This window comes from uncultured Slackia sp., assembly GCF_959608125.1.
Lineage (GTDB): Bacteria > Actinomycetota > Coriobacteriia > Coriobacteriales > Eggerthellaceae > Slackia.
Genome location: NZ_CAUHPG010000020.1, coordinates 16,595 through 42,930, shown reverse-complemented (window position 1 = coordinate 42,930; position 26,336 = coordinate 16,595). Strand labels below are relative to the sequence as shown.

General features: G+C 62.0%; 21 protein-coding genes and 1 pseudogene. 20 read left to right on the top strand and 2 right to left on the bottom strand.

Annotation, left to right across the window (positions count from 1 at the left end):
• From Q6E04_RS07140 to hflX, 16 genes and pseudogenes are all read left to right on the top strand, one after another.
• A pseudogene (locus Q6E04_RS07140) lies at window positions 1-539 on the top strand (sodium-dependent transporter); the annotation flags it as partial.
• A 155-nt stretch (window positions 540-694) separates the two neighbouring features.
• On the top strand, window positions 695-2,497 hold the full coding sequence (locus Q6E04_RS07135) for an ABC transporter ATP-binding protein (RefSeq protein WP_303250098.1): 1,803 nt from the start codon (window positions 695-697) through the stop codon (window positions 2,495-2,497).
• Window positions 2,498-2,773: 276 nt separating this feature from the next.
• Window positions 2,774-4,777, top strand: a complete 2,004-nt coding sequence (locus Q6E04_RS07130) for a ribonuclease J (protein WP_303250097.1) — start codon at window positions 2,774-2,776, stop codon at window positions 4,775-4,777.
• A gap of 73 nt (window positions 4,778-4,850) precedes the next feature.
• Window positions 4,851-7,760 carry a DNA translocase FtsK gene (locus tag Q6E04_RS07125; RefSeq protein ID WP_303250096.1) on the top strand — a complete coding sequence of 970 codons (2,910 nt, stop codon included), beginning with the start codon at window positions 4,851-4,853 and terminating at the stop codon, window positions 7,758-7,760.
• 20 nt (window positions 7,761-7,780) lie between these two features.
• Window positions 7,781-9,052 carry a RodZ family helix-turn-helix domain-containing protein gene (locus Q6E04_RS07120; RefSeq protein WP_303250100.1) on the top strand — a complete coding sequence of 424 codons (1,272 nt, stop codon included), beginning with the start codon at window positions 7,781-7,783 and terminating at the stop codon, window positions 9,050-9,052.
• A 79-nt stretch (window positions 9,053-9,131) separates the two neighbouring features.
• Window positions 9,132-9,629, top strand: a complete 498-nt coding sequence (locus tag Q6E04_RS07115; RefSeq protein WP_303250095.1) for a YajQ family cyclic di-GMP-binding protein — start codon at window positions 9,132-9,134, stop codon at window positions 9,627-9,629.
• 15 nt (window positions 9,630-9,644) lie between these two features.
• A complete protein-coding gene (rimO, locus tag Q6E04_RS07110; protein ID WP_303250094.1) occupies window positions 9,645-10,991 on the top strand; it encodes a 30S ribosomal protein S12 methylthiotransferase RimO in 1,347 nt (448 codons plus the stop codon).
• The gene (gene pgsA / locus Q6E04_RS07105; RefSeq protein WP_303250093.1) at window positions 10,981-12,102 is read left to right on the top strand and encodes a CDP-diacylglycerol--glycerol-3-phosphate 3-phosphatidyltransferase; all 1,122 of its coding nucleotides are present in this window, start codon (window positions 10,981-10,983) and stop codon (window positions 12,100-12,102) included. The genes rimO and pgsA overlap by 11 nt, the downstream gene beginning before the upstream one ends.
• A 339-nt stretch (window positions 12,103-12,441) precedes the next feature.
• Entirely contained in the window at window positions 12,442-13,470 is a 1,029-nt protein-coding gene (gene recA / locus Q6E04_RS07100) for a recombinase RecA (RefSeq protein WP_303250092.1), read from the top strand.
• Window positions 13,471-13,588: 118 nt separating this feature from the next.
• Window positions 13,589-14,119 (top strand): regulatory protein RecX, encoded by a 531-nt coding sequence (locus tag Q6E04_RS07095; protein WP_303250091.1) that lies wholly within the window; start codon window positions 13,589-13,591, stop codon window positions 14,117-14,119.
• 221 nt (window positions 14,120-14,340) lie between these two features.
• A complete protein-coding gene (gene rny / locus Q6E04_RS07090; RefSeq protein ID WP_303250090.1) occupies window positions 14,341-15,882 on the top strand; it encodes a ribonuclease Y in 1,542 nt (513 codons plus the stop codon).
• Between the two features lie 132 nt (window positions 15,883-16,014).
• Entirely contained in the window at window positions 16,015-17,097 is a 1,083-nt protein-coding gene (locus Q6E04_RS07085; RefSeq protein WP_303250089.1) for an ATP-binding protein, read from the top strand.
• Window positions 17,098-17,212: 115 nt separating this feature from the next.
• The gene (locus tag Q6E04_RS07080; RefSeq protein WP_303250099.1) at window positions 17,213-17,524 is read left to right on the top strand and encodes a stage V sporulation protein S; all 312 of its coding nucleotides are present in this window, start codon (window positions 17,213-17,215) and stop codon (window positions 17,522-17,524) included.
• A gap of 38 nt (window positions 17,525-17,562) precedes the next feature.
• Window positions 17,563-18,918, top strand: coding sequence for a tRNA (N6-isopentenyl adenosine(37)-C2)-methylthiotransferase MiaB (gene miaB, locus Q6E04_RS07075; RefSeq protein WP_303250088.1), 1,356 nt, complete (start codon window positions 17,563-17,565; stop codon window positions 18,916-18,918).
• Window positions 18,911-19,915, top strand: coding sequence for a tRNA (adenosine(37)-N6)-dimethylallyltransferase MiaA (miaA, locus tag Q6E04_RS07070; protein ID WP_303250087.1), 1,005 nt, complete (start codon window positions 18,911-18,913; stop codon window positions 19,913-19,915). The genes miaB and miaA overlap by 8 nt, the downstream gene beginning before the upstream one ends.
• 15 nt (window positions 19,916-19,930) lie before the next feature.
• Window positions 19,931-21,235 (top strand): GTPase HflX, encoded by a 1,305-nt coding sequence (hflX, locus tag Q6E04_RS07065; RefSeq protein ID WP_303250086.1) that lies wholly within the window; start codon window positions 19,931-19,933, stop codon window positions 21,233-21,235.
• A 99-nt stretch (window positions 21,236-21,334) separates the two neighbouring features.
• On the opposite strand, the gene lexA is transcribed toward hflX, so the two are convergent.
• Window positions 21,335-22,012 carry a transcriptional repressor LexA gene (gene lexA, locus Q6E04_RS07060; RefSeq protein WP_303250085.1) on the bottom strand — a complete coding sequence of 226 codons (678 nt, stop codon included), beginning with the start codon at window positions 22,010-22,012 and terminating at the stop codon, window positions 21,335-21,337.
• Window positions 22,013-22,330: 318 nt separating this feature from the next.
• Between lexA and Q6E04_RS07055 the strand changes: the two genes are divergently transcribed.
• From Q6E04_RS07055 to dut, 4 genes are all read left to right on the top strand, one after another.
• A complete protein-coding gene (locus Q6E04_RS07055; protein WP_303250084.1) occupies window positions 22,331-22,504 on the top strand; it encodes a hypothetical protein in 174 nt (57 codons plus the stop codon).
• A 184-nt stretch (window positions 22,505-22,688) separates the two neighbouring features.
• Window positions 22,689-23,972: a dicarboxylate/amino acid:cation symporter gene (locus tag Q6E04_RS07050; protein ID WP_303250083.1), complete on the top strand. Its 1,284-nt coding sequence runs from the start codon at window positions 22,689-22,691 to the stop codon at window positions 23,970-23,972.
• Window positions 23,973-24,235: 263 nt separating this feature from the next.
• Window positions 24,236-24,688: a transcriptional regulator NrdR gene (gene nrdR / locus Q6E04_RS07045; protein ID WP_303250082.1), complete on the top strand. Its 453-nt coding sequence runs from the start codon at window positions 24,236-24,238 to the stop codon at window positions 24,686-24,688.
• Between the two features lie 126 nt (window positions 24,689-24,814).
• The gene (gene dut, locus Q6E04_RS07040; protein WP_303250081.1) at window positions 24,815-25,261 is read left to right on the top strand and encodes a dUTP diphosphatase; all 447 of its coding nucleotides are present in this window, start codon (window positions 24,815-24,817) and stop codon (window positions 25,259-25,261) included.
• Window positions 25,262-25,373: 112 nt separating this feature from the next.
• On the opposite strand, the gene Q6E04_RS07035 is transcribed toward dut, so the two are convergent.
• Window positions 25,374-26,243 (bottom strand): DegV family protein, encoded by an 870-nt coding sequence (locus Q6E04_RS07035; protein ID WP_303250080.1) that lies wholly within the window; start codon window positions 26,241-26,243, stop codon window positions 25,374-25,376.
• Between the last annotated feature and the right edge of the window lie 93 nt (window positions 26,244-26,336).

Sequence of the window (26,336 nt, the reverse complement as noted above, 5' to 3'; positions counted from 1 at the left end):
TCACGCCCGACTCCGGCCCCTCGCTCGTGTTCGTCACGTTGCCTGTGGTGTTCGGCCAGATGCCGCTCGGCAACGTCTGGGGCGCGCTGTTCTTCGTGTTCATGAGCTTCGCGGCGCTGTCCACCGTCATCGCCGTGTTCGAGAACCTGATCAGCTTCACCATGGACAAGTGGGGCATCGACCGCAAGCGCGCGGTGGCGCTCAACGCCGTGCTCGTGGTCGTTTTGAGCCTGCCGTGCGTGTTCGGCTTCAACGCGCTTGCAGGCGTCACCATCCCCGGTATCGGCGATATCCAGTCGATCGAGGACTTCGTGGTGTCCAACAACATGCTGCCGCTCGGCGCGTTGGTCTTCGTGCTGTTCTGCACGCAGCGCTTCGGTTGGGGATGGAAGAATTTCCTCGCCGAGGCCGATGCGGGCGAGGGTATGAAATTCCCGGCATGGAGCCGCCTGTGGGTGAGATGGGGCATTCCCGTGCTGATCGTAATCATCTTCATCATGGGATACGCGCCGAAAGTCGCGCTCTGGCTGGGGCTGTAGCGCTCGTTCGGAATCGTATGCGAGAAATTCTCGAAGCGGCGTCGCGTGGTCGGCGCCGCTTCGTCGTATACGGGCCGCGCCTGCGTCGTCCGTACGGCGTTTCGTCGCGGACATGTGCTCTGTGGCATAATCGGAAGTCCGACGAAAGGGGACTCATGGCGACCGATGATGGCGAAAAGAAGAAGGCGGCATCGACCACGAAGCGCACGCTTCACTACTACTGGCAGGTCACGCGCAAGCATTTCGGCTTGTTCTCGCTGCTCATGGTTTCGACGTTTCTCTTCGTCGCATTGCTTTCATACGGCAACCCGTACGTGATGAGCCTGGTGGTCGACAAGGTGAGCGCAGGACCCGTGCCGCCCGACCGGGTGTTTTCCGAGTTCGGTCCTTTTATTTTCGCACTGATCGCGATCAACGTGTTCGGCCAGGCGGCCAGCAAGTTGCAGGATTACGCCATGTACAAGCTGCAGATCGCGGCGTCCTACGACCTCGCTACGATGAGCTTCGACGCGCTGTGCAACCAATCGATGAGCTTTCACTCCAACCGCTTCGGCGGCACGCTGGTCAGCCAGACCGCGAAGTTCATGAGCGCCTATCAGCTGCTGCTCGAAACGATCACGTTCCCGTTTCTGCCGGTGGCCTGCTCGATCATCTTCACCTGCGCCATCCTGGCGCCACGCGTGCCGGTGTACGTGGCGATCCTCATGGCGCTGCTTACGCTCTACGCTTGCGTTTCCTACTATATGTACAAACGCATCCTGCATCTTAACGAGCAGGCCGCAGGCGCGCAGAACCACCTGTCGGGCGAGCTGTCCGATTCGGTGGCCAACATCCTGGCCGTGAAGACCTATGGGCGCGAAGACTACGAGCGCAGTCTGTTCGATGCCGCGAACAAAGACGTGGTAGCGCGCGATTCCAAACGCATGCAGGCGTCGCTTACGCGCGGCATCATCACGGCCTGCATCGCGGTGACGATCATGGCGGCGGTGTCGGTGTTCATCGCCGGCGGCAACGCGTGGTACGGCATCACGCCCGGCACGCTCGTGATGATGTTCACCTACACCTACACGGTGACCAACCAGTTCAATTTCATCAACAACGGCCTGCAGCGCTTCAACCGTGCTTTCGGCGACGCGTCCGGCATGACGGCTGCGCTCGACGAGCCGCGCCTGGTGGCCGATTCGCCCGACGCGTTCGACCTCGAAGTGAACGAGGGCTCGATCGATTTTGCGGGCATCGGCTTCGATTACGACGACGGCGGCGTCAAGATCCGCGTCTTCGACGGCTTCGACCTGCATATCCCCGCAGGCCAGCGCGTCGGGCTGGTGGGGGCGAGCGGGGCGGGCAAGACCACGCTCACCAAGCTCTTGCTGCGCCTGTCCGACATCCAGGAGGGCAGGATCGAAATCGACGGCCAGAACATCGCCCGCGCCACGCAGCAATCGCTGCGCCGCCGGATCGCCTACGTGCCGCAGGAGTCGCTGCTGTTCCATCGCAGCGTGGCCGAAAATATCGCCTACGGCAGGCCCGATGCCACGATGGAGCAGATTCGCGAGGCCGCGCGCCGCGCCAACGCCCTCGAGTTCATCGAACGGCTGCCGCAGGGCTTCGACACCGTCACGGGCGAGCGCGGCGTGAAGCTTTCGGGCGGCCAGCGCCAGCGCATCGCCATCGCGCGCGCCATCCTGGCCGATTGCCCGATTCTCGTCTTGGACGAGGCGACGAGCGCGCTCGATTCCGAAAGCGAGAAGATGGTGCAAGACGCCCTCGCCGAGCTGATGCGCGGGCGCACGGCGGTGGTCGTGGCGCATCGCCTGTCCACGGTGGCGGGCCTCGACCGCATCGTGGTATTGGAGAACGGGCGTATCGTCGAGGACGGACCGCACGACGAGCTGATCGAGGCGGGCGGCGTGTACGCTGGGCTGTGGAACCGCCAGACGGGCGCGTATCTCGACTAACGGCGGTCTTCGTTCGCCTGCTCGACCGCGCATTCGCACGGTCTGTCGTGCGCGGGCGAGTTGTGGCGTTTGGACGTGCTGCCCGGACGCGATGGAGCGAGGCGCGGTTAATTGGTACAATAAACCGTTGATTATCACGAAACGGGCGCGTCGGCCGTTAGGCCGTACAGGGCGTCCTGGGCACGAAAGCCCTCCTTACGAACGAAGCATCGGCCTTTGGAGCGCCGATGTTTGTATAGCAACCATGTCGTCCGATATCAAAGGAGCATTACCGTTTTGAGCAACGAACATATCAACGGCGAATCGAACGCCGATATTTCCCAGAAGAACGCGGCCGATCGCTCTGAGGCGCGTCGCGCGTCTCGCGGTCAGAACCAGGGACAGGGCCGCTCCCAGTCGCGCGGCGGCCAGGCCAAGTCCGATTCTGAAGGCGCGGCATCCGAGCAGCGCAGCCAGAATCGCCGTCGTCGCAACACGACGCGCCATAAGACCGTCTCGGTCGAGCATAAGCGCCCTCAGATCACGCCGGAAGACCAGATGGAGAAGGAAAGCTTCTCCAAGCCCCGTACGCGCAACGCCTCGAAGACCACGAACGGCACGCGTCGTCGTGCGGGCGTGAAGAAGAATCCTGCCGCCAAACTCAAGATTATCCCGCTGGGCGGCCTCGACGCCATCGGCAAGAACATGACCGTGTTCGAATGCGGCGACGACATGCTGCTCGTCGACGCGGGCCTGATGTTTCCCGACGACGATCACCCGGGCATCGATTTGATTCTTCCCGACTATACTTATGTGCTCGAAAACGAGCATAAGCTGCGCGGCATCATCATCACCCACGGCCACGAGGATCATACGGGCTCGCTGCCGTACCTGATGAAAGACCTGTCCCGCAAGGTGCCGATTTACGGAACAAAAATGACGCTCGGCCTGATCGAGGGCAAGTTCAACGAGCATCGCGTGAAGGCCAAGCTTGCAGAGATCAAGGCGGGCGACGAAATCAAGCTGGGCGGTTTCATCGTCGATTTCTTCGCGGTGAACCATTCCATCCCGGGCGCCGTGGGCGTGTTCATGCAGTCCGCTGCGGGCAACGTCCTGCATACGGGCGACTTCAAACTCGACCAGAGCCCCATCGACGGCGTTCATACCGATTTCGGCGCATTGGCGCGTTTCTCCAAGATGGGCGTCGACTTGATGATGTCCGACTCTACGAACGCGCAGAACCCCAACTTCACGCCTTCCGAGGCCGAAGTGGGTCGTACGCTTCGCCAGATCATCGAGAACGCGAAGGGCCGCGTGATCATCGCCAGCTTCGCAAGCCATATCCATCGTCTGCAGCAGATCGCCGACGCAGCGGTGGCAAACGGCCGCAAGGTGGTCGTTACGGGTCGGTCCATGGTTCAGAACACCGATATCGCGCGTCGCCTGGGCTATCTGAAGATCCAGGATGTCGACCTGATCGACGCCTACGATCTCAAGGGCACGCCGCCCGAAAAGGTCGTCATCATGTGCACGGGTAGCCAGGGAGAGCCGCTGTCCGCCCTCGCGCGCATCGCCAACGGCGAGCATCGCACGATCCGGATCGACGAGGGCGACACGGTGATCATCTCGGCAACGCCGGTTCCCGGCAACGAAAAGGCCGTCACGCGCGTCGTCAACTCGCTTGCCAAGATCGGCTGCGAGGTCTATGACAAGAAGCGCGCCATGGTGCACGTGTCGGGCCATGCGGGCGCCGAAGAGCTCAAGCTGGTGCTTTCCATCGTGCAGCCGAAGCATTTCATGCCGGTGCACGGAGAGTCCACGCACCTGCGCGCCCATGCGCGCCTTGCCGAAGCCACGGGCGTCGATCCTCGCAACATCTTCTTGTGCGAGAACGGCGACACGCTCGAGCTGTCCGAGGCGGGAGTGCGTTTCGGCGACCCCGTCGAAAGCGGCATCGTCTACGTCGACGGCCTGTCGGTGGGCGATACCTCTCGCGACGTTCTCGACGAGCGTCAGGCGCTTTCCAATTACGGCATCGCGACCATCGCGGCCGCGGTCGATGTGCGCAAGAAGCAGATCGCGGCTCCGGTGCGCGTTGAGATGCGCGGCATCACCGGCGGCGACGTCGCTCAGCTTCGTCGCGAGGCCGGCGAGACCGTGAAGGGCACGCTGCGCCGCGCGCTCGACAAGGGCACCAAGGGCAAAGACCTCGAAAAGGTCTGCCGCGACGCGCTGTTGTCGCTGCTGTGGGAACGCACCAAGCAGCGCCCCATGGTGGTGTGCGCGATCATCGAGCTGTAGACTCGGTGCATATGCGGCGAAAACGCAGTTCAAACGCATAATAAACGCGGCATAAGGCAAGGAGTGCAGAAACGTGGCTCGCGGTTCCAAGACCACCGAATCACAATCGAAGAAGAAAAGCGATGCGGCCAAGGAGGGCCGCGTCGCTTTGAAAGACGCGCCCGCGAAAAGCAAAGGACGCCGTAAAGAAGCCGAAGCCGAAGCGCCCGAAAGCGCCGCTCCGCTCATTTTCGACGAACGAACCAAGCGCGATATCGCCGGCGTCGCCATCGCCGTCGCCGCCGTGGTCCTATTCGTCACGGCGGTCCTGCCGCCGTCCGGTTTCATCACGTCGGCTTTGGCCGAGGCTCTTCATGCCGCACTGGGCGTGGGGGCCTATGTCTTGCCCGTCCTGCTGGCCGCAGTGGGGGCTTGCTTTCTCGTGCGGGGCGAGACCGATGCGCTCGCCGTGCGCATGAGCGTCGGTTTCGCCATGTTGTTCGTAGCTTTCGAAACCTTGCTGGCCCTGTTCGTTCCGGGAGCCGACGCCGATGCGTCGCTCCTGTTCGGCGCCGATGCGTTGCGTTCGCACGGCGGATATCTCGGGGCGGGCATCGCATGGGCGCTGCTTGAGCTGCTCGGTCGCGTGGTCGGCTCCATCGTCATGGTGGGCCTGGCCCTGGGCGGCGCGGTGGTCATCGGATTTTCCGTCTCGGGCGCGCTGCATACCGCGCATGACGCCATTTCTTCTGTCAAAGAGCGCGTCGAGCATCGACGCGAACGGCGCGAGGCGGCTGCTGCCGAAGACGAGTCCGATGTAGTGGAAGCGCCGCCGTATCGCGTCGCGCAAGCTTCCGAGCCCCCTGCGCGTATCGTGCGCCGCCCCGATCCGATTCCTCGGGTTCCGCGCGACCTGTCTCGTCCTCGCCGTGCATCCCAGTCGCTTTCCACCCAGGTTCTGGGCGCGCCGCGCACCGTGCAAGGCGGTCCGTCCACGACGTCTGTCGATATGTATTGGCCTTCTGACTACGCTTACGACGAGGCCCGCGCCATCGCCGACGAAGGCCGTGCCATAGAAGCGAAGCGCACGAGGGTCCTCGGCGTGGAAGACCCCCTCGACGAGCGAGGGATGGTGCCGGTGGCGTCCGAGGCGGCGCCTTCGGATCAGGCGTTCTTGCGTTCCGACCGCCCGGCGTCCGCCGCGGTCGATTCTGAATCTGAAGACGTGCGCGAGGAGGCGCCCGCGATGGCGACGCGCTCGCTTTCGGCGCGCAAGGAGAAGCCCGCCAAGCACGTGCTTCCGTGGGAGGATCCTGAAGAAGACGACGCGCCGTATGCGCCGCAGGAGGCGTCGCCTGTGCTCGACGAGCCGAAATCGATGCCGCCTGCGCCCATGCCGCGCAAGCTCGAACGCACGGCGAGCGCATCCGATGCGCCCGTTCCCGCACCGACCCGTTCGCTTAAGAAGCCCGCTGCGGCATCGCGTATCGCGAGCGGCGACGGCGAGACGCGCGGCGGTTTCACGCTTCCCGCGTTCAGCCTGATCCGCCACAGCGAGCATGCGGCGGAAGCCGACGAGCGCGAGCTTGCGGCTACGGCGGCCGATCTGCAAGGGACGCTCGAGGACTTCAATATCATGGCCACGGTGGTGGGCTGGGTCGCGGGTCCTACGGTGACGCTGTTCAAGGTCGATCTGCCTAGCGGCGTGCGCGTGAGCAGGATCATGGCTCTGCAGGACGACATCGCCCTCGCGCTTGCGGCTCCCGGCGTGCGCATCTTCGCGCCTATTCCCGGCACCAACCACGTGGGCATCGAGGTTCCTAACAAGGTGCGTCAGAACGTGCTTCTGGGCGATGTGATCAAAGACGCCAAGGGCTCTCCGCTCGAGATGGCCATCGGCAAGGACGTCGAAGGCCATTCGATCGTCACCGACCTGGCAAAGATGCCCCATCTGCTGATCGGCGGTACCACGGGTTCGGGCAAGTCGGTTGCGATCAACGCCATGATCATGTCTATCCTGATGCGTGCAACGCCCGACGAGGTGCGCTTCATCATGATCGACCCCAAGCGCGTCGAGTTCACGCCGTACAACGGTATTCCGCATCTCTACGTTCCGGTCGTCACCGAGAACAAAGAGGCGGCGAGCGCTTTGGCATGGGGCGTGGCCGAGATGGAGCGCAGGCTCAAGGTGATGTCGAAGGCCGGCGTGCGCAATATCGCCCAATACAACAAGAAGGTCGAGCAGGGCGTCTTCGACGATGAGGCCGATGAAGACGCCGAACCCGCCAAGAAGATGCCCTACATCGTCATCATCATCGACGAGCTCGCCGACCTGATGATGAACGTGGGCAAGGAGGTAGAGCTTTCGATCAGCCGCATCGCCCAGCTCGCGCGCGCCGCGGGCATCCATATGATCGTGGCGACGCAGCGTCCGTCCACCAACGTTGTCACGGGCTTGATCAAGGCGAACATCACCAACCGTATCGCCTTCAATGTGGCTTCGGGCATCGACTCCCGCGTCATCCTCGATACGCCGGGTGCCGAGAACCTGATCGGCTTGGGCGACATGCTTTTCAGCAAGCCCGAATATGCCAAGCCGCAGCGTCTGCAGGGCTGCTTCGTTTCCGAGGAGGAAATCGAGGCCGTGGTGGCGCACCTCAAAGAGCAGGGCGAGCCTGAGTACCATCAGGAGATCCTGCAGACCAACGTCATAGGTCTCGGATCGTCGATGCCCGACGGATCGGGCGGCTCGTCCTCGTCGGACGATCCTTTGTTGTGGGAGGCGGCCGACATCGTGGTGGCGAGCGGCATGGGGTCGACTTCGAACATCCAGCGGCGGTTGAGCGTGGGCTACTCGCGCGCCGGCCGTATAATGGACATGCTTGAAGAGAAGGGCATCGTCGGTCCCCCGAACGGCAGCAAGCCGCGCGAGGTCTTGGTCGATGCGATGGAACTTGAAACGCTCAAGGCATTCGAAGCCCAGGATGCCTCGGAAGGATTCTAAGGAGGAACGGCGTGGACGAAATGAATTTCGGCGACGTTTTGCGTCATGCGCGAGAACAGAGCGGCGAAGACCTCGTGTCGGTCGCCCGACGCATCCGCATACGCCCCGATATCCTCGAACGCATCGAGGATTCCGATATCGACGCCATGCCGCCGCGCGGCTACTCTCGCAATATGATCAATGCTTACGCCCGCTATCTGGGACTGAACACCACCGAAGTGGTGAAGATGTATCAGAATGCGTACTACAGCAGCCAGGTGGAGCATGCTCGCGAAAACATCAGGCCTGCGGGCTTCGACATGCCGTCGTCGCGCCGTTCGGCCTTGCTCGATCATGGCCACGAAAGCGGTCAAGATGCCGGAGAGCAACCTGCTTCCGAGCGCCCGCGCCGCTCGTCGGGCGGCTTCGATGACCGGCTGTTCGACGACATCGACGCGGCCATCGCGCCGCCGAAAGAACCCACCAGCCGCATCGGCGCGGTGCATGTGGGCTCGTATAACGCCTACGGCCAGGGGCTTTCCCAGCGCAATGCCCGCCGCTCGAGCGATCAGACGCGCCGCATCGAGCCGGTCGACGACGGCCGCCGCCACGACGCGCGCAGCACCCATCGCGCCCGCCGTTCGAGCATGCCGGGGGAGCACTACACCAACCTCTACGCCGCGCCGAAAAACATCGGCGTGCGTCCTCCCAGCTGGCGCGACAAGCTGCCCTTCATCATCGCGGGCGTCGTCGTGCTGATTCTCGTGGCGGTCATCGCGGTGTTCGCCAACGGGATCGGCCGTGCTCAAAATGCCGAACAAGAGCCGACTCCTTTGAACGTCACGGGCCTTCCCGGTTCGACGACGACCGATTCCTCTTCGAGCGAGGGCGCATCCGAAGGCGATTCCGCCAAGTCCGAAGAGGAACCTGCGAAGACGGAGGATTCGGCCAAGGCCGCGGCTCCTACGAAGACCGTCATGGCTTACGACATCCCCAAGGGCGTTACGACGTATTTCGAAGTGTATATCGACGGCAAGTATGTCGACGGCGGCGATGTGACAGGCCCCAAAAGCCAGTCCTACGACGTAACGGGCGATTTCGAATTCCACGTCACGCCGCCCGACGGCGTGACGCTGACGCAGGACGGCGTCGAAATCCCGCTTAAGGCAGGTTCGTCGGGCGTGGCTACGGTCAACGTGAGTTTTGCCGACGTCCTTGCGAAGTGGAACGAGGAGCATGGCGCTTCAGGCGATGCTTCGACGACGGGAGCTGCCGATACCGCTTCCGATGACGGGGCTTCCTCTGCCGCATAACGCGCTTTTTCCCACGGGCGGGCCGCACGACTCGCCCGTTTTGCTGTTTTCCATTCAACAAGAAGAAAGGTTTTCGATCATGGCGAAAGAATCCAGCTTCGACGTCGTATCCACCGTCGACATGCAGGAGGTCGACAACGCGTTCGGCCAGGCGAAGCGCGAGCTCGCCCAGCGCTACGACCTCAAGGACTCGGGCGCTGAAATCACGCTCGACAAGGGCGGACGCAAGATCGTCGTCTCCGCACCGGCTGACTTCGTCGCCAAGCAGGTCATCGACGTGCTGGCCAGCAAGCTCATCCGTCGCGGCATCGACCTGAACTCCGTGAAGTGGGGCGAGCCCGTGGCCGCCGCGGGTCAGAGCGTCCGCCAGACGGGCGAAATCGTCGAGGGAATCGACAAGGAGACGGCCTCCAGGATCAACAAGGACATCAAGGCCCAGAAGCTCAAGGTGAAGGTGACCATCGAGGGCGACAAGCTGCGCGTGAGCTCCGCTTCGCGTGACGCGCTCCAGGAGGTCATCGCGTTTTTGAAGGGCAACGACTACGGCCAGCCGTTGCAGTACGTCAACTATCGATAGCAAGGCGGTGCACCTGTGACCAACATCGACGTCACGACGGCGCATTGCGACGAGCGCGCGGCGGCCCCTTCGGTCTGCTTCGTCACGCTCGGCTGCGCCAAGAACGAAGTCGATTCGGCGGAGATGACCAAGCGCGTTCTTTCCGCGGGATTCGACGTGGTCGAAGACCCCTCCGCGGCCGATGCCGTGGTGGTGAACACCTGCTCGTTCATCCAGGCGGCCACCGAGGAAAGCCTCGATACGATCTTCGACATCTGCGGACTTGATAACTTCGAGAACGGTTCGGCGAAGCTGGTCGTTGCCGGCTGCATGCCGGCGCGCTATGGCGACGACCTCGAAGACGAGCTGCAGGAGGCTAAGGCGTTCGTCCCGTGCAGCCGCGAGGACGACATCGTCGAAGTGCTCTGCGCCGTCCTGGGCGCGCGTCCCCGGGCCCGTTGCGAATCGTTCGTCTCGCCGTATGCCGAAAGCCCGGCGTCCTATGTCAAGATCAGCGACGGCTGCGACCGTTTCTGCAGCTTCTGCGCCATTCCTTACATCCGCGGCCGTTACCGTAGCTTCCCGCTCGACGACGTGCGCGCCGCCGTGGCCGAGCGCGTGGCGGCGGGCGTGCGTGAGATCACGCTGATCGCGCAGGACACCGGCCGCTGGGGCGAGGATTTCGACGAGCCCGACACCACGGCGCATCTGCTCGACGTGCTGGCCGGCGAATTCCCCACGACATGGTTCCGTCTCATGTACATCGAGCCGCAGGGCGTCAGCGACGAGCTGCTCGACGTGATCGCCGCGCGCGACAACGTGTGCTCGTATCTCGACGTTCCGCTGCAGCATGCGAGCAAGCCCGTGCTGCGTGCCATGAACCGTGCGGGCGATGCCGAATCCCATCGCGCCTTGGTGGAACGTATCCGTTCGTGGGTCCCCGGCATCACGTTGCGCACCACGCTGATCGCGGGCTTCCCGGGCGAGACCGACGACGACTTCGAGGAGCTTTGCGCCTTCCTCGAAGATGCCGAGTTCGACTACGCGGGCGTGTTCCCGTATTCGGCCGAGGAGGGCACGCGCGCCGCGACGCTCGACGGCCAGGTCGAAGAAGAGGTCAAGATCGAGCGCGCCCAGCGCGTCCGCGACATCGCCGACGCCATCGGCGAGGGCCGCGTGTCGGCTCGCATCGGCAGCGAAATGGACGTGCTCGTGCTCGGCCGCGAGGAAGACGGCCAGCTGTACGGCCGCGCGATGTGCCAGGCCCCCGAGGTCGACGGCGTCGTGTATCTGGAAGAGGGCGAGGTCGGCGACATCGTGCGCGTGCGCATCTCCGACACGCTCGTGTACGAGATGGAAGGCGAGCTGTGCGATGGGCGATAACGTTTCGAAGCCGGCCGAAAGCGTGATGACCCCCGCGAACATCATCACTATGGTCCGCATCTGTCTGGTTCCCGTGTTCGTGGCGGCGATCATCAGCCCGTGGCCCGAGTGGATCGGGTTCGCAGAGCTGAACGTATGGAAGGCCTGGATCGCGGCGGGCATCTTCGTCGTCATTTCTGGCACCGACTGGCTTGACGGGTATCTGGCGCGCAAGCGCAACGAGGTCACCGACTTCGGCAAGTTCATGGACCCGTTGGCCGACAAGATTCTCGTCACGGCGGCGCTGCTCGTGCTGATCGAGCTGGGCGCCATTCCCAGCTGGGTCGTGCTCATCATCGTCGCGCGCGAGTTCATCGTTTCGGGCGTGCGCATGGTGGCCGCCAGCAAGGGCGAAGTCATCGCGGCGTCGTGGTACGGCAAGTTCAAGACGGTGTTCCAGATGGTCGCCATCGTGCTGTTCGTGGTGAAGGAAAGCCCCGCGTTCGGCGATCCCACGTCAGGCTTCTATATCGGCTTGTACGTGTTGAGCTGGGCCGTCATGGGCGTCGCGCTGGTGCTTACCGTGGTGTCGATGGTCGACTACATCTCGAAGGCACGCCATCTGATCGGCTTCAAGCCGAAGGGTGACGCCGCCGTGGAAGAGCTCCCGCTCGCCGAGCGCGTCATCGATGCGGCGAAAGGCCGCAAGCTGCGCATCGGCACGGCGGAAAGCTGCACCGGCGGCCTCGTCTCCGCCGCGTTGGTTGACGTCCCCGGCGCTTCCGATGCCGTCTGGGGCGGCGTCGTGAGCTACGCCAACGACGTCAAGCAGGGCTGCCTCGGGGTCTTGTCCGACACGCTGGCCGTCCACGGCGCCGTCAGCGAACAGACCGCATGTCAGATGGCCAAGGGCGCCCGCGCGGCTCTCGGCGTCGATGTCGCGGTGTCCACCACGGGTATCGCGGGCCCCGGCGGCGCGGTCGACGGCAAGCCCGTCGGAACCGTTTGGGTCGGCGTGTCGTCGGCCTCGGGCGAGCATGCTGCTCTGCACCACTTCGACGGCGACCGCGCGGCGGTGCGCCGCCAGGCCGTCGATGCCGCTTTGAAGGCGCTGCTCGACGAAATCGCGTAGCGTTTCGAAAGCACGTGGTTTTTCCGGCCCCGTTCGTTCCCACCGTTTCGTGGGGGCGGGCGGGGCCTTTTTGCGTTGCGGGGCATGATGCGTGCCGGTTTTCGCCGGCGCGGTGCCGGCGCGTGGATGCGGAGCGCCGTCATGCGGGTCTGATTCGGACGCGATGCGCGCCAGACTGCGGTCGGGAGCCGGATACCCTGCGGCAAGGCCGTCGTGGTTTCATGGTGATGCGGTCATATCGCGAAGCATTTCTTCGTCGACGATTGACATGAGAACATCTGTTCGCAATAATAATGCGGCTGCCGTTTCGCGGCTGCAGGTCGATATCAAGGAGCAGGGATGAATCAGGACAAAGAACAGACGCTGAAGCTCACCACCGAGCAGATCGAGCGTAAATTCGGCAAGGGTTCGATCATGAAGCTCGGCGAGGAGGGGTGCAATCTCGAAGTCGGCGTCATCCCGACAGGCGCGCTTCCGCTCGATGCGGCGCTCGGCATCGGCGGCGTGCCGCGCGGCAGGATCGTCGAGGTCTACGGCCCCGAATCGAGCGGTAAAACCACCCTCGCGCTCCAGATTATCGCTGAAGCCCAGGCTCTCGGCGGCGTGGTCGCATTCATCGACGCCGAGCATGCGCTCGACCCCACGTATGCGGCCCGTCTCGGCGTCGATATCGATGAAGTCTTGATCTCGCAGCCCGACACCGGCGAGCAGGCGCTCGAAATCTGCGACATGCTGGTGCGCTCCAACGCGATCGACGCCATTGTCATCGACTCGGTGGCTGCATTGGTTCCGCGCGCTGAAATAGAAGGAGAAATCGGCGATAGCAGCGTCGGCCTGCAGGCGCGCCTCATGTCCCAGGCGCTGCGCAAGCTTGCCGGTTCGCTTTCGAAATCCAATACGACATGCATCTTTATCAATCAGCTGCGCGAGAAGATCGGCGTGATGTTCGGCAACCCCGAAACCACCACCGGCGGCCGCGCCCTCAAATTCTTCTCGAGCGTGCGTATCGACATCCGTCGCATCGAGACCCTGAAGAACAAGAGCAATGAGCCTATCGGCAACCGCGTGCGTGCGAAGGTCGTGAAGAACAAGGTCGCTCCTCCGTTTCGTCAGGCGGAATTCGACCTTATGTACGGCACGGGCATCTCGCGCGAGGGCTGTATCGTCGACATGGGCGTCGAAGCGGGCGTCGTGAAGAAGAGCGGCGCCTGGTATACCTGCGGCGAGCAGCGTCTTGGCCAGGGCAGGGAAGCGGCGAAGGAGATGCTGCGCACCAATCCCGACCTACGTGATGAAATTGAAGCGAAGGTCCGCGAGTTCTTCGGCATTCCCAGTGTGCGCCCCGGCCAGGACGGCGCCGCCGAATAGGATTCGCCCGGTATCGCGCCGGCGCGGCGGCATGATATGCATCTGCACGGCTCGTCCTGATGGGTCGGGGCGGGTCGTGCGCTTGCGAGAGGCTCGGAAGAAAGAATGCGGAGGCGTCATGCCGATTATCGATGATGAATTCCTGTCGAAGCTCGTGCGCGAACCCGTCGTCGTGCGAGTTTCCGAAGATCAAGAAAAGGCATTCGCGAGAATCGTCAGGCTTTCGGCCGCGCGCGACCGCTGCTCGCATGAGCTTGCCGGACGCCTCGAGCGCGACGGCTTTTCCGCCGATGATGCACATGCCGCGATCGAGCGCGCCACGGCGTGCGGTCTCGTCGATGACGCCCGGTATGCCGAAACGCTCGTACGCACGCGCCTTTCCCAGGGAAAGGGCAGGGCCGGCATCGAAAACGAATTGGCTTCCGCGGGTATCGCCGTCTACGATATCCCCGGATGGCCCGACGAGTATTTTCCTTCCGACGGGCTTTCGGAAGAAGACCGCGCGTTCGAGCTGCTGTGCAAAAAACCTCCTCGGTCGAAGAATATTTACGCTTCCGCATGTCGCAAACTTGCTTCGCGGGGGTTTTCAAGCGATGCGGTGTTCGCGGCGGCGCGCCGTTACGCGCGGGAGAGCGATGGGGTTTTTTGACGAAACGCGGAAGGTTTTCCTGCAGTGTCGGTGTATTATGGGGAAAGCTTGAGTGTATTCGCATCGAATGTTCGATGCTTTTCGATAGAAACAATCGCATATGCATGCCTTTATCGTTCCATGCGCTTCGCTCATGCCAGGTGTTTATGCCCGGCTTTTTTTATTTCCGGTACACCTATACATCATTTTGTCTGAATTCGAATGTAAGAAAGGGGAAGCCGATGCCCGAATTGCCATGGCTTATCGCCGTAGTCATCGTCGCCATCCTCGGCGTCGCTGTCGGTTTCGTTATCTCCCGTTACCTCGTCAACGCTTCGAGCAAGAAGGCCGCCGAAGAGGCCGAGCAGCTCGTCGCTTCCGCCAAGCGCCAGGCAGAGACCCTGCGCCGCGAGGCGGTCGTCGAGGCGAAAGACGAAGTCTTCAAGATGAAACAGGAGGCTCAGGCCGAGAATAAGGAGCGCATGCGCGAGGTGCGCAACGCCGAAAACCGCATCAACCAGCGTGAAGAGAGCCTCGACCGCCGCGTCGAGAGCCTCGACGCTCGCGAACATCAGCTTTCCTCCATGCAGGGCCAAGTCGAGCGCCGCGAACGCGATTTGAAAAATGCCATGCAGGAGGTCAACGTCCGTCTCGAGCGTGTCGCGGGTATGACCCCCGACGAGGCCAAGCAGGAACTGCTTGACAGTCTGCGCGACGAGGTCACGCACGAGAGCGCCGCGATCATTCGCGAGGCGGAGCAGCGTGCCAAGCTCGAGGCCGATAAGAAGTCCCGTGAAATTCTGAGCCTGGCCATCCAGCGTGTCGCTGCCGACCATTCGGCCGAGACCACGGTCAAGACGATCCATATTCCCTCCGACGACCTTAAAGGCCGCATCATCGGTCGCGAGGGTCGCAACATCCGCTCCTTCGAACAGCTCACCGGCGTGAACCTGCTTATCGACGACACGCCCGAATGCGTCACCATCTCGTGTTTCGATCCCGTTCGTCGCGAAGTCGGTCGCGTGACCATGGAAAACCTCATCGCCGACGGCCGCATTCACCCCGCTCGCATCGAGGAGATGTACGCTAAGGCCGAGAAGCAGGTCAACCAGCAGGTCCAGGAAGCAGGCGAGCAGGCGACCTTCGACGTGGGAATCCACGATCTGCATCCCGAGCTCGTCCGTACCCTCGGCCGTCTGCGCTTCCGCACTTCGTTCGGCCAGAACGTGCTGAATCACTCCCTCGAGGTCGCCTATCTCTGCGGCGTCATGGCCGCCGAGCTCGGACTCGACCCGGTTCCTGCGAAGCGTGCGGGCTTGCTGCACGACCTCGGCAAGGCCATCGATCATGAAATCGAAGGCCCTCATGCCGTGATCGGCGCCGATTTGGCCCGTCGTTTCGGCGAGAAGCCCGAAATCGTCCACGCTATCGAGGCCCATCATGCCGATGTCGAGCCCAACAGCGTTCTCGACGTGCTGGTCCAGGCCGCCGATGCCGTTTCCGCAGCGCGCCCCGGCGCTCGCAAGGAAAGCCTCGAAAGTTACGTGAAGCGTCTCGAGAAGTTCGAAGAGATCGCCAACGCCCATAAGGGCGTCGAGCGCACCTATGCCATGCAGGCCGGCCGCGAGATTCGCGTCATGGTCGTTCCCGACCAGGTCGACGAGGCCGCAGCCGTCGTGTTGGCGCATGATATCGCCAAGCAGATCGAGGACGAGATGCAGTACCCCGGTCAGGTCAAGGTCGTGGTCATCCGCGAAAGCCGCGCGGTCGATTACGCGAAATAGCATCGTATGAAGCAGACGCGCCCGTTCGAGATACGGGCGCGTCTTTTATGTCCTGCGGGCGCATGCGCTACGGCTGCATGCGCCCGCTTCGCGTGCGCTCGGCCGAATGCGGCACGGAAGGGGAGGCTTGCTATGGATAATCGCGGTCTAGGAATGTTTCTCGACGAGGTGTCGGACGGATCTTTTTTGCGCGTCGAAAGCGACTTGGGTAACGGGTTCGTGCGCTTGCGCGTTTCCGAAGCCCAACGGCGTCAGGCGAAGCAGGATATCCGTTGCGTCGAGGATGCCGTCATCGAAATGTTGCGCAACGCGCGTGATGCCCACGCCCGAAACATCTTCTTGGCAACGGCCCGCAGCGCTGATTTGCGTACGGTGACGATGGTCGACGACGGCGACGGCGTGCCGCAGGATATGTGCGAGCGTATCTTCGAGCCGCGCGTCACCTCGAAGCTCGATGCTTTCTCTGAGGACGACTGGGGCGTGCACGGCAGGGGCATGGCCCTTTATTCGATCAAGGAGAATGCGGCCGAGGCATCCGTGGCGGCATCCGTCCTCGGCGAGGGCAGCGCGATTCGTGCTGCGTTTCGGATGTGCGATCTGCCCGAACGTAAAGATCAGAGCACGCTTCCCGAGTTGCTGGGCAGTGCGCGCGAAGGGTGGCGGCTTGGAACGGGCCCGCGCAACATCGCGCGCGCGACGGCGGAGTTCGCCCTGTCGTGCCGGTCGTCGTGCACGGTGTATTTCGGCAGTCCTGTCGAGGTTGCGGCGACGCTGCGCGCTTATGGGCGCCGTTGGGCCGCAGGCCTGGCCGAGATGCATGCCGCAGTCGATCGGGCCGCGCCCGCGAAACGCATCGCTCTGTGCTCCGATGCCGTCGCGTTGTCGCAGTGCGCATGCGGGCTCGGTCTCGACGTGTCTCAGCGAAGCGCATATCGGATTTTGCAGGGAGAGGTCGAGCCTCTCATGCCGCTTCTGGGAATCTTGCGCGACCGCTCGTCGCGCGACGATGCGGGATCGCGCGCTGGGCGCGACAGAGTGCGGGATATGAGGGGTCTCAAGATCGCTCCCGAAGATATCGACGATTTCTCGGCAGGACTCAAGCATGTATGGCGCGATTTGGCCGAGGCGTATTATCTGGAGCCTGACGTCGAGCCCGTCGTGAAGGTTTCGCGTGATGGGGTGCAGGTCACATTTCCTGCTTCCAAGCAGCTGTAGTACAATAATCCATTGCGGCTGGAACGGTCGCAAGGCATGCCGTCCAGGCTTACAACGCAGTTCAAACATCGTATAAAGGAAACACATGCCTCAAGATACCGATCAGAAGCCCCGGATAGGCTGTCTGAAAGTCTCATCGAAATCGTCGGCCGCATCCGTGGCGGGCGCCATCGCCGGCATGGTCAAAGACGGGTCGTGCGTCGAAATCCAATCCGTCGGCGCAGGTGCCGTCAATCAGGCCGTCAAGGCCATCGCTATATCCAGGGGGTTCCTTTCTCCTGTCGGTATCGAAATCGTCTGCATCCCTTCGTTCGCCGACATCGTGATCGACGGCGAATACCGCACCGCCATTCGCTTCAATGTAGAACCGCGCGGTATCCAGGGTTTTGCGCCCGCGTCCCGCGAAGCGCTCGATCTTCAATCGTAAATATCTCGGGCGTTTCGCCCTATGAAAAGGAGCCACTTATGCCCAACCTGCCCCAGAAGACGTTCTGTCTTTACACGTATGGCTGTCAGATGAACGAGCACGATTCCGAGCGTATTGCCGGCATGCTCGAATCCCATGGTGCGATCAGGGTCGATGCTGTCGAAGAAGCCGAAATCGCCGTGTTCGTGACGTGTTGCATCCGCGAGGCCGCGGACGTGCGCCTCATGGGACAGGTCGCTTCGATTAAAAATATCCCGCTGCCAGAAGGAAGCACGCTGGGCAAGCGTATGGTCTGCATCGGCGGCTGCATCGGCCAACGCGACGGCGACGCTCTTCCCGGCAAGCTTCCTCATGTCGATGTGGTGTTCGGCACCCAGAATATCGAGCGTCTTCCGTATTTGCTCGAGGCCGCCATGGCCGAGGGCGGTCATCATGTCGAGGTTCTCGAGAAATCCGATTCATTCTCCACCGATCTGCCGTCGAAGCGCGATCGCGCCTGGTCTGCATGGCTTCCCATCACGGTTGGCTGCAATAACTTCTGCACGTACTGCATCGTTCCCTACGTGCGCGGCCGCGAGCGCTCTCGCTCGATCGAAGACATCGCCGCCGAGGCCCGTTCGCTTGTCGCGGACGGCGTGAAGGAAATCACGCTGCTCGGCCAAAACGTCAATTCCTACGGCCGCGACCTGTACAGCGAGCCCCGCTTCGCCGATGTGCTGCGCGCCGTTTCCGAGTCGGGCGTAGAGCGCCTGCGCTTTGCGACGTCTCATCCGAAGGATCTGACCGACGAGGTCATCGGTCTGTACGCAGCGCTCGACAACCTGATGCCCGCGCTCCATTTGCCCGTGCAGTCGGGCAGCGACCGCATCCTCAAGGCAATGAACCGCCGCTATACCGCCGAGCGATACCTGGCCTTGGTCGACGCCGTGCGCGAGGCCAATCCCGATGTCTCGCTTTCGACCGATATCATCGTCGGTTTCCCGGGCGAGACCGAAGAGGATTTCCAGGCGACGTATGATTTGGTCAAGCGCGTCGGCTATTCGCAGGTGTTCACGTTCATCTATTCGCCGCGCGAAGGCACGCCTGCCGCGTCGATGGTCGACGACACGCCGCGCGAGGTCATCCAGCGTCGTTTCGACGCCCTGGTCGATTTGGTCCAGGAAAACGCGCTCGAACAGAATCGCCGCTTCGTCGGCCGCACGCTTCCGGTGCTCGTCGAAGGCGCGTCCAAGCGCGATGAGCGCGTGCTTGCAGGCCACAGCCCGCACAACGTCACGGTGCATGCGCCCGTCCCCGAGGGCCTCGACGCCGCAAGCCTCGCGGGCACCACGGTGATGGTGCGTATCGACGAGGCTCGCGCCTGGTATCTGTCGGGGGCGGTCGTCGGTGCTTAGTCCGGAAGAGCGGCAGGCGGCAACGCCCGGATTCGAGGTTGATTTGAAGCAGCCCGTGGTCTGCGTGGTGGGCCCGACGGCATCCGGCAAGACGGATGTTGCCCAGGAAGTGGCCGCCCGCATCGGCGGCGCCGTCGTCTCGGCCGATTCGATGCAGATCTATCGCAGCATGGATATCGGCACGGGCAAGATCGCGCCTGCGCAGCGCCGCGTGGAGCATTTCGGCCTGGATATCTGCGAGCCCGGCGAACCGTATTCCGCCGCGCTGTTCCAGGATTATGCGCGTTCGTGCTTCCGCGCGCTCGACGCCCAGGGGCGTCGCAGCGTATTGGCGGGCGGCACGGGCCTGTATGTGCGCGCCGCGATCGACGATTACCGTTTCCCGCGCGGCGAGCAGACGGGCAATCCCGTGCGCGACCATTATTCCCGCGTGCTCGAGGAACAGGGAGCCCAGGAGCTGTGGAACATGCTCGAGCGCCGCGACCCCGAGAGCGCGGCGCTGATCCATCCCAACAACACGCGCCGCGTGATCCGCGCGTTCGAGATGATCGAGCTCGAAAACACCACCTACGCCCGCCAGCACGAGGGGTTCTCGCATATGGCGCAGTCTGTGCCTGCGGTATTCTTCGGCTTGGCCGTCGATCCCGCCGTGTTGAACGAGCGCATCGACCGCAGGGTCGATTCGATGGTCGAGCAAGGGCTGCTCGACGAGGTCCGATCGCTTGCCGCGCACGGCTTCGAAGAGGCGTTGACCGCCCGTGAGGCGATCGGATACAAAGAAATCGTCGCCGCGTTGCAGGGAGAGTGCACGCTCGACGAGGGCATCGAGCAGATCAAGACGGCAACGCGCAGGTACGCGAAGCGCCAGCGTACATGGTGGCGCAAAGACGAGCGCGTTCGCTGGATCGACGCCGACGATGCGGACGTCGCGCGCATGGCGGATGAGATCGTCGCTTCGATGGGCGGCGCGGCCGCATGCGGCGCATCGGCCCGATGACGAAAGGGGGCTGCCATGTCGTTTGCCGATATGTCCCAGACCAGCTTCACCGAAGACGCCGAGCGCGCCATTTTGGTGGGCATCGAATACAAGGACGCTTCGCTCGATGACTCCGAATCGTCGCTTGCCGAGCTGGCGCGCCTGACCGATACGGCAGGCGCGACCGTCGTCGCCACGGCTACGCAGAAGCTCGATGCGCCCAATCCGCGCACGTTCATCGGTTCGGGCAAGGCCGAAGAAATCGCCGGGCTTTGCCGCAGCCTCGCCGCCGACGTGGTCATCTTCGACGAGGAGCTTTCTCCGTCGCAGCAGAGCAATCTGGAGAAGGCCATGCCGAAAGAGGTAAAGGTCATCGATCGCACGGCGCTCATCCTGGATATCTTCGCGCTGCATGCCACCACGAAAGAAGGCCGGCTGCAGGTCAGGCTCGCTCAGAACCAGTACCTGCTTCCGCGCCTGCGCGGCATGTGGGCCCATCTTGCCAGCAACCGCATGGGCGGCGGCGTGGGATCGCGTTTCGGCGAAGGCGAAAGCCAGCTCGAGGTCGACCGCCGCATGGTTCGCAAGCGCATCACGTCGATTCGCCGAGAGCTCGAACAGGTCTCCCGCATGCGCCAGACGCAGCGCTCGGCCCGCTATGCTTCGGGCATATTCAAGGTGGCGGAGGCGGGCTACACCAATGCGGGCAAGTCGAGCCTGCTCAACAGGCTCGCGGGCGCCGAGGTGCTGAGTTACGACAAGCTGTTCGCCACGCTCGATTCCACGACTCGCAAGCTCGTGCTGCCCGAAGGTCGAGAGGCGACGCTGACCGACACGGTCGGGTTCATCCAGAAGCTTCCCACGACGCTCATCGAGGCGTTCAAGAGCACGCTCGATGAGATTCGCGGCGCCGATCTGGTGCTCCACGTCGTGGATGCGTCGTCTGACGAATACGACAAGCAGATGCGTGCCGTGGAGGACACGCTCGAGCAGATCGGCGCACACGGCATTCCGCGCATTCTCGTGTTCAATAAGGTCGACCTGGTCGACGCGTCGACGCGCCTTGCGCTGGTATCGCGTTTCCCAGGGGCCGTGCTGGTGTCGGCCGAGACGGGGGAGGGCGTCGACGAGCTGATCGACGCGATCGCCCGCGCGGCCACCGCGAGCGAAACGCTGATGGAAGTGGTGGTTCCGTTCTCGCGCGGCGACCTGACATCGATCGCGCACAGCAGGTGTACGGTGCTTGCCGAATCTTACGACGAGCGCGGCGCGATCATGACGCTGCGCGTTCCGTCCGAAATGAAGGCGTCGTTCGAGCCGTACGCGGTCGAACCCGAATAGACGCGCGTCTCCGCGCATCGACGCCTAGCTGTGTATGAAAAAAGGAGCGAAGGGAGAAATCCCCTCGCTCCTTTTTCGACATCGGAGTGAATGGACGGCCTACAGGCGGCGGAAGACGGCGACGACTTTGCCTGCGATCGAGACGTTTTCGCGCACGATAATCGGATCCATCGATGAATTCTCGGGCTGGAGGCGCACATGGTCGCGTTCTTTGTAGAAGGTTTTCACCGTTGCGCCGTCTTCGACGATCGCCACGACGACATCGCCGTTGTTTGCGGTGGGCTGCTCTTTGACGACGACGTAGTCGCCGTCGTTGATGCCGATTTCGATCATGGAGTCGCCGCGCACCTTGAGCAGGAACGAGCTGGAATCGCCGACGATTTCGGTGGGAAGGGGAATGGTCTCGGTGATGTTCTGATCGGCCAAAATCGGCTGTCCTGCCGCGACGTTTCCGACCACGGGCAGCGAGACGATGCTCGAGAATTCCCCTACGCCGACGGGGGGCTCGTCTTGCCTGCGTTCTTCGGCTGCATTGCGTTCATGGTCGGCGATGGTGATGCAGCGCGACTTCAGGGGGTCGCGGTGGATAAGGCCTTTGTCCTCGAGCGTTTTGAGGTGGACGTGCACGGTGGAAGGCGACGAGAGGCCCAGGCCCTCGCAGATGTCGCGCACGGTAGGCGCGATTCCCGTTTCGTCGATGGTTTTGGCGATGAAGTCGAGCACCGCTTTCTGTTTCTTGGTGATTTTCTTCGTGTTCTTGATTTCCGCTTCGGCCATGGCCTTTCCCCTTTATCGAACAAACGTTTGGTAAAACGTTGACACGAACTTTTGTGCGATTTATTATATATCCGAACAAAGGTTCGTTGCAAGAGTCAGGAGGTCGTAATGGGGAATCGTGAAATTCATCCGTGCGTGGAAGGCACTGCGGCGCTGAAAATCGGTCGACAGAGAATGCAGAGCGGGCCGCGAGTGATTCGCGTCGACTTCCGGGCAACGAACGATCCTGTCGCACGTGAGGGTTCGGTGCGGCACGAGGCGCACAGTCCGCATATCGTTGCGTTCGAACGGTCGGTTCGGCATCGCACCCGTGCCGCGATGCCGCTGAGGGGCGACGCCGCGGTCGTTATCGCCGCTTTGGGCTTGCGCGAGATGCGTGACGAACTCGAAAACGGAACCGCCGCAGGCATCGCTTCGGAGGGGTCCTTTGCGGCCGCTCTGGTGTGCTGTGCGGTGCTGTTCGCGTTCTGCCTTTTCGTGCTCGCCTTATAACGCCGATTTCCGACCCCGCTTCCGTATCGAGCTCCTGGTCGTCGTCGAGAGCGCTCCGTTCGATACCCGATTTACCCCTCGCGCGGTTTTCTGCGGGCTTATGTGCCAATTCCGTGTACTATCTATCAGTTCAATACGGAAGGGGCGTTTTGCTCCTGAATATAAGAAGAGGGGAGTATGAATCATGACGGATACGCCTATGCAACCCCAGGTGTCCGCCTCCGAACATAAGCCATGGTATAAGCGGCTGTCTTTGACTTCGTGGATTCTCGTTGCGCTGGTCCTCGGCGTTCTGTGCGGCCTGGCGCTTCAGTCCAATCCTGAAATCGCGAACACTTATATCAAGCCGATCGGTATGATCTTCCTCAATCTAATCAAGATGATCGTCGTTCCTTTGGTCGTCTTCTCTATCATGACGGGCGTTATTTCGCTGCAGGATGTGAAGAAGGTCGGCGCCATCGGCGGTAAGACCATTCTGTTCTATATGGTCACAACTGCTTTCGCGGTTGTGATCGGCTTGGCATTCGCCAACGTCCTTAATGTCGGCGGCGGTTTTACGATGCCCGTGTCGGAGCTGTCGTACGAAGCCAAGGAAGCACCTTCGTTCATCGACACCATCGTTAATATCTTCCCGGCCAATTTCTTCCAGCCCATGGCCGATGCCACGATGCTTCAGATCATCGTCATCGCGCTTATTTTCGGTTTCGGTGTTATTGCTGCCGGTAAGAAATCGGAACCCGTAGTTCATTTCATTGAGGGAATGAACGAGGTTTGCATCAAGGTCATGCACGGCATCATCTGCTTTGCCCCCTTCGGCGTTTTCGGCTTGATGGTTCCGGTCGTCGCATCGAACGGTCCCGATGTCTTGCTGCCGCTGCTGTGGCTTATCGTGGTCGCTTACCTTGCTATGGGCGCGCATCTCGTGGTGGTTTACTCCGGCATGGTCAAGCTGATTGCGAAGATGAGCCCGGTGAAGTTCTTCCGCGGCATCGCCCCGGCATTCCTGTTCGCATTCTCTTCGGCAAGCTCTGTAGGCACGCTTCCCATGAATATGGAGTGCACCTCTAAGATGGGTGCTCGCAAGGAGATGACCAGCTTCGTCTTGCCGCTCGGCGCCACCATCAATATGGACGGCACGGCGATTTACCAGGGCGTTTGCGCGATTTTCATCGCTCAGGTGTTCGGTATCGAGCTTACCATTACTCAGCAGTTCATGATCGTCATGACCACGGTTCTCGCCTCCATCGGCACCGCGGGCGTTCCCGGATCCGGCATGATCATGCTCGCCATGGTTCTGACCTCGGTGGGTCTGCCGGTCGAGGGCATTGCTCTTGTCGCGGGCGTCGACCGTATCCTCGACATGATGCGCACCGCCCTCAATATCACGGGCGACTCCGCGTGCTGCCTCTGTCTGGACTCCATGGACAAGCGCCGCGCTGCGCGCAAGGCCGAAAAGACCGCTGCCTAATCAAGGGTCGATCGCAAGCGGTCGGCATCGAGCCGGACCCTTAATATTAGACCTGGAATGAAGATTCATTCCAGGTCTTTTCACATTAGGAGGCGGCTTGAAGCGCAAGGGTCCGCGCATTGCGACAGGGAACTCGTCGTGTGTCGTGGTGGTTTCGGGCATGGCATTCTCTTTTTTATGCCGTCTGCGTGATTGCGAAACGGAGCGTGTATTATATGCGCCATATGTAAAAATTCCCCTTATGGGGCCGAACGGAGGAACCGATGCGCTGTCCGTCTTGCGGTCATCCCGAATCCAAGGTCGTTGATTCCCGGCCTTCCGATGAATTCAATTCCATTCGTCGCCGCCGCGAATGCCTGAAGTGCGGCAATCGTTTCACGACGTATGAGAGGTTGGGGGACAACCCCATCATCGTCATCAAATCCGACGGCACCAGCCAGGTGTTCGATCGCGAGAAGCTTTATCGCGGCATCAGCATCGCTTGCGCGAAACGCCCCAATATCCCCAACGATAAGAAGTCCGAAATCATCGACCAGATCGAAGCGGAGCTGCGCAATTCCGGCCGTAGCGAAATCAAATCGAAGGATTTGGGCGATATCGTCCTCGACCATCTGAAAGGTCTCGACGACGTCGCCTATATCAGGTTCGCAAGCGTGTACAAGGATTTCCAGACGATCGAGGAATTCCAGGAGGCGCTGCGCGGCCTGGAGCACTAGCGCGTTTTTCGAAAATCGCCCGCATGGCTTCATGCGGGTTCTTTCGTTCTGTCCGTAATCGATTGCGGGCAGATCGTCGTCGCCTCGGCGGCGACCATGTTCTATGACACGGAAGGAGACGCCATCATGGCCGATACGCTTACCATCCCCATTACCACGCTTGTCGACGACGTGACCATTCCCGTCTATGCCTATCCGGGCGACGCGGGAATGGACCTGCGCGCTATCGAGCATGTCGTGCTCAAGCCGTTCGAGCGCGCGCTCGTCGCTACGGGTCTCGCGATCGCCATCCCCGAGGGCTACGCAGGTTTCGTGCAGCCGCGCAGCGGCCTTGCCATCAAGCAGGGCGTCACGGTGCTTAATACGCCAGGGTTGATCGACAGCCATTATCGCGGCGAGCTCAAGGTGGCCCTCATCAACCTCGACCCCGAAAGCGTCTTCGAGATTCAGCCGGGCGATCGCATCGCACAGCTCGTCATCCAGAAAGTCGAAAACGTCGCCTGGACCGTCGTCGATTCGCTCGACGAGACCGAGCGCGGCGAGGGCGGCTTCGGTTCGAGCGGCGTCGCCTAGCAGGCGCTCTTTACGTTGCGCGTCTGGCATGTCCCGTCCAACGAAGAGGCCGCAGGCATTCGAGCCTGCGGCCTCTTTTCGTTTGCGCTCATTCGCTGAGGAGCGGCGTTCGCTATTTCTCGGTTCCCAAGAAGAACAGGGCCAGCGTGCCCGGACCCGAATGGGCTCCGACCACGGGGTCGATATAGTTCACCACGAAATCGGTAACGCCCAGGCGTTCGGAAATTTCGCGCTTGAGCACCTCGACGTCCTCTATGCAGTCGCCGTGCGTGATGAAGACGGTTTGCGACGCGGGGTCGATGGCGGTCTTCTCCATGTGATCGACCAGGGCTTTGATTGATTTTTTACGACCCCTGACTTTTTCCATGGGGATGAGCGCGCCTTCGGCGTCGACGTGCAGGACGGGTTTGATATTGAGCATCGTTCCCGCCCAGGCGCTCGTGCGGCTTACGCGGCCGCCGCGGAAGAGGAACATCAAATCATCGACCGTGAACCAGTGGCACAGGTGGTCGCGGGTCTCGACGACGAAGTCGCCCGTTTCATCGAGCGATGCGCCTTCTGCAGCTTTCTTGCATGCCAAATACACGAGCATGCCTTGGCCGCCCGATGCCGCGAAGGTCTCTACGGCGCGCAGCTTGCGCTCGGGGTATTCGTCGGCGAGGCGTTGCATCAACAGCTCGATCGAGCCGAATGCGCTCGACAGCGCGCTCGAGAATCCCAGATACAGGATGTCTTCTCCCGCATCGAGAATCGCGCGTATCGTGGCTTCGGTTTCTTGCAGGTTGGGAAGGGACGTGGTGATGACCTTGCCTTCGCGCATCATGGTGTAGAACTGCTTGAGATCGGTTTTTTCTCCTTTGAGATAGCTGCGCCGTTCGATGCCGTCCACCATGAACGTCATGGGCAAGATTTCCAGACCGAATTCGTCAATCATCTCTTCGCTGAGATTGCTGGCGGAGTCGGTCACGATACGGTATGCCATGGGTTACTCCTTGGATCGTAGCGAGATTCCTTCTAGGATTATAGGTCTTTCGCGTGTTTTCGGGCGTTGCGGCGAGGTTACGAAGTCGCGTGC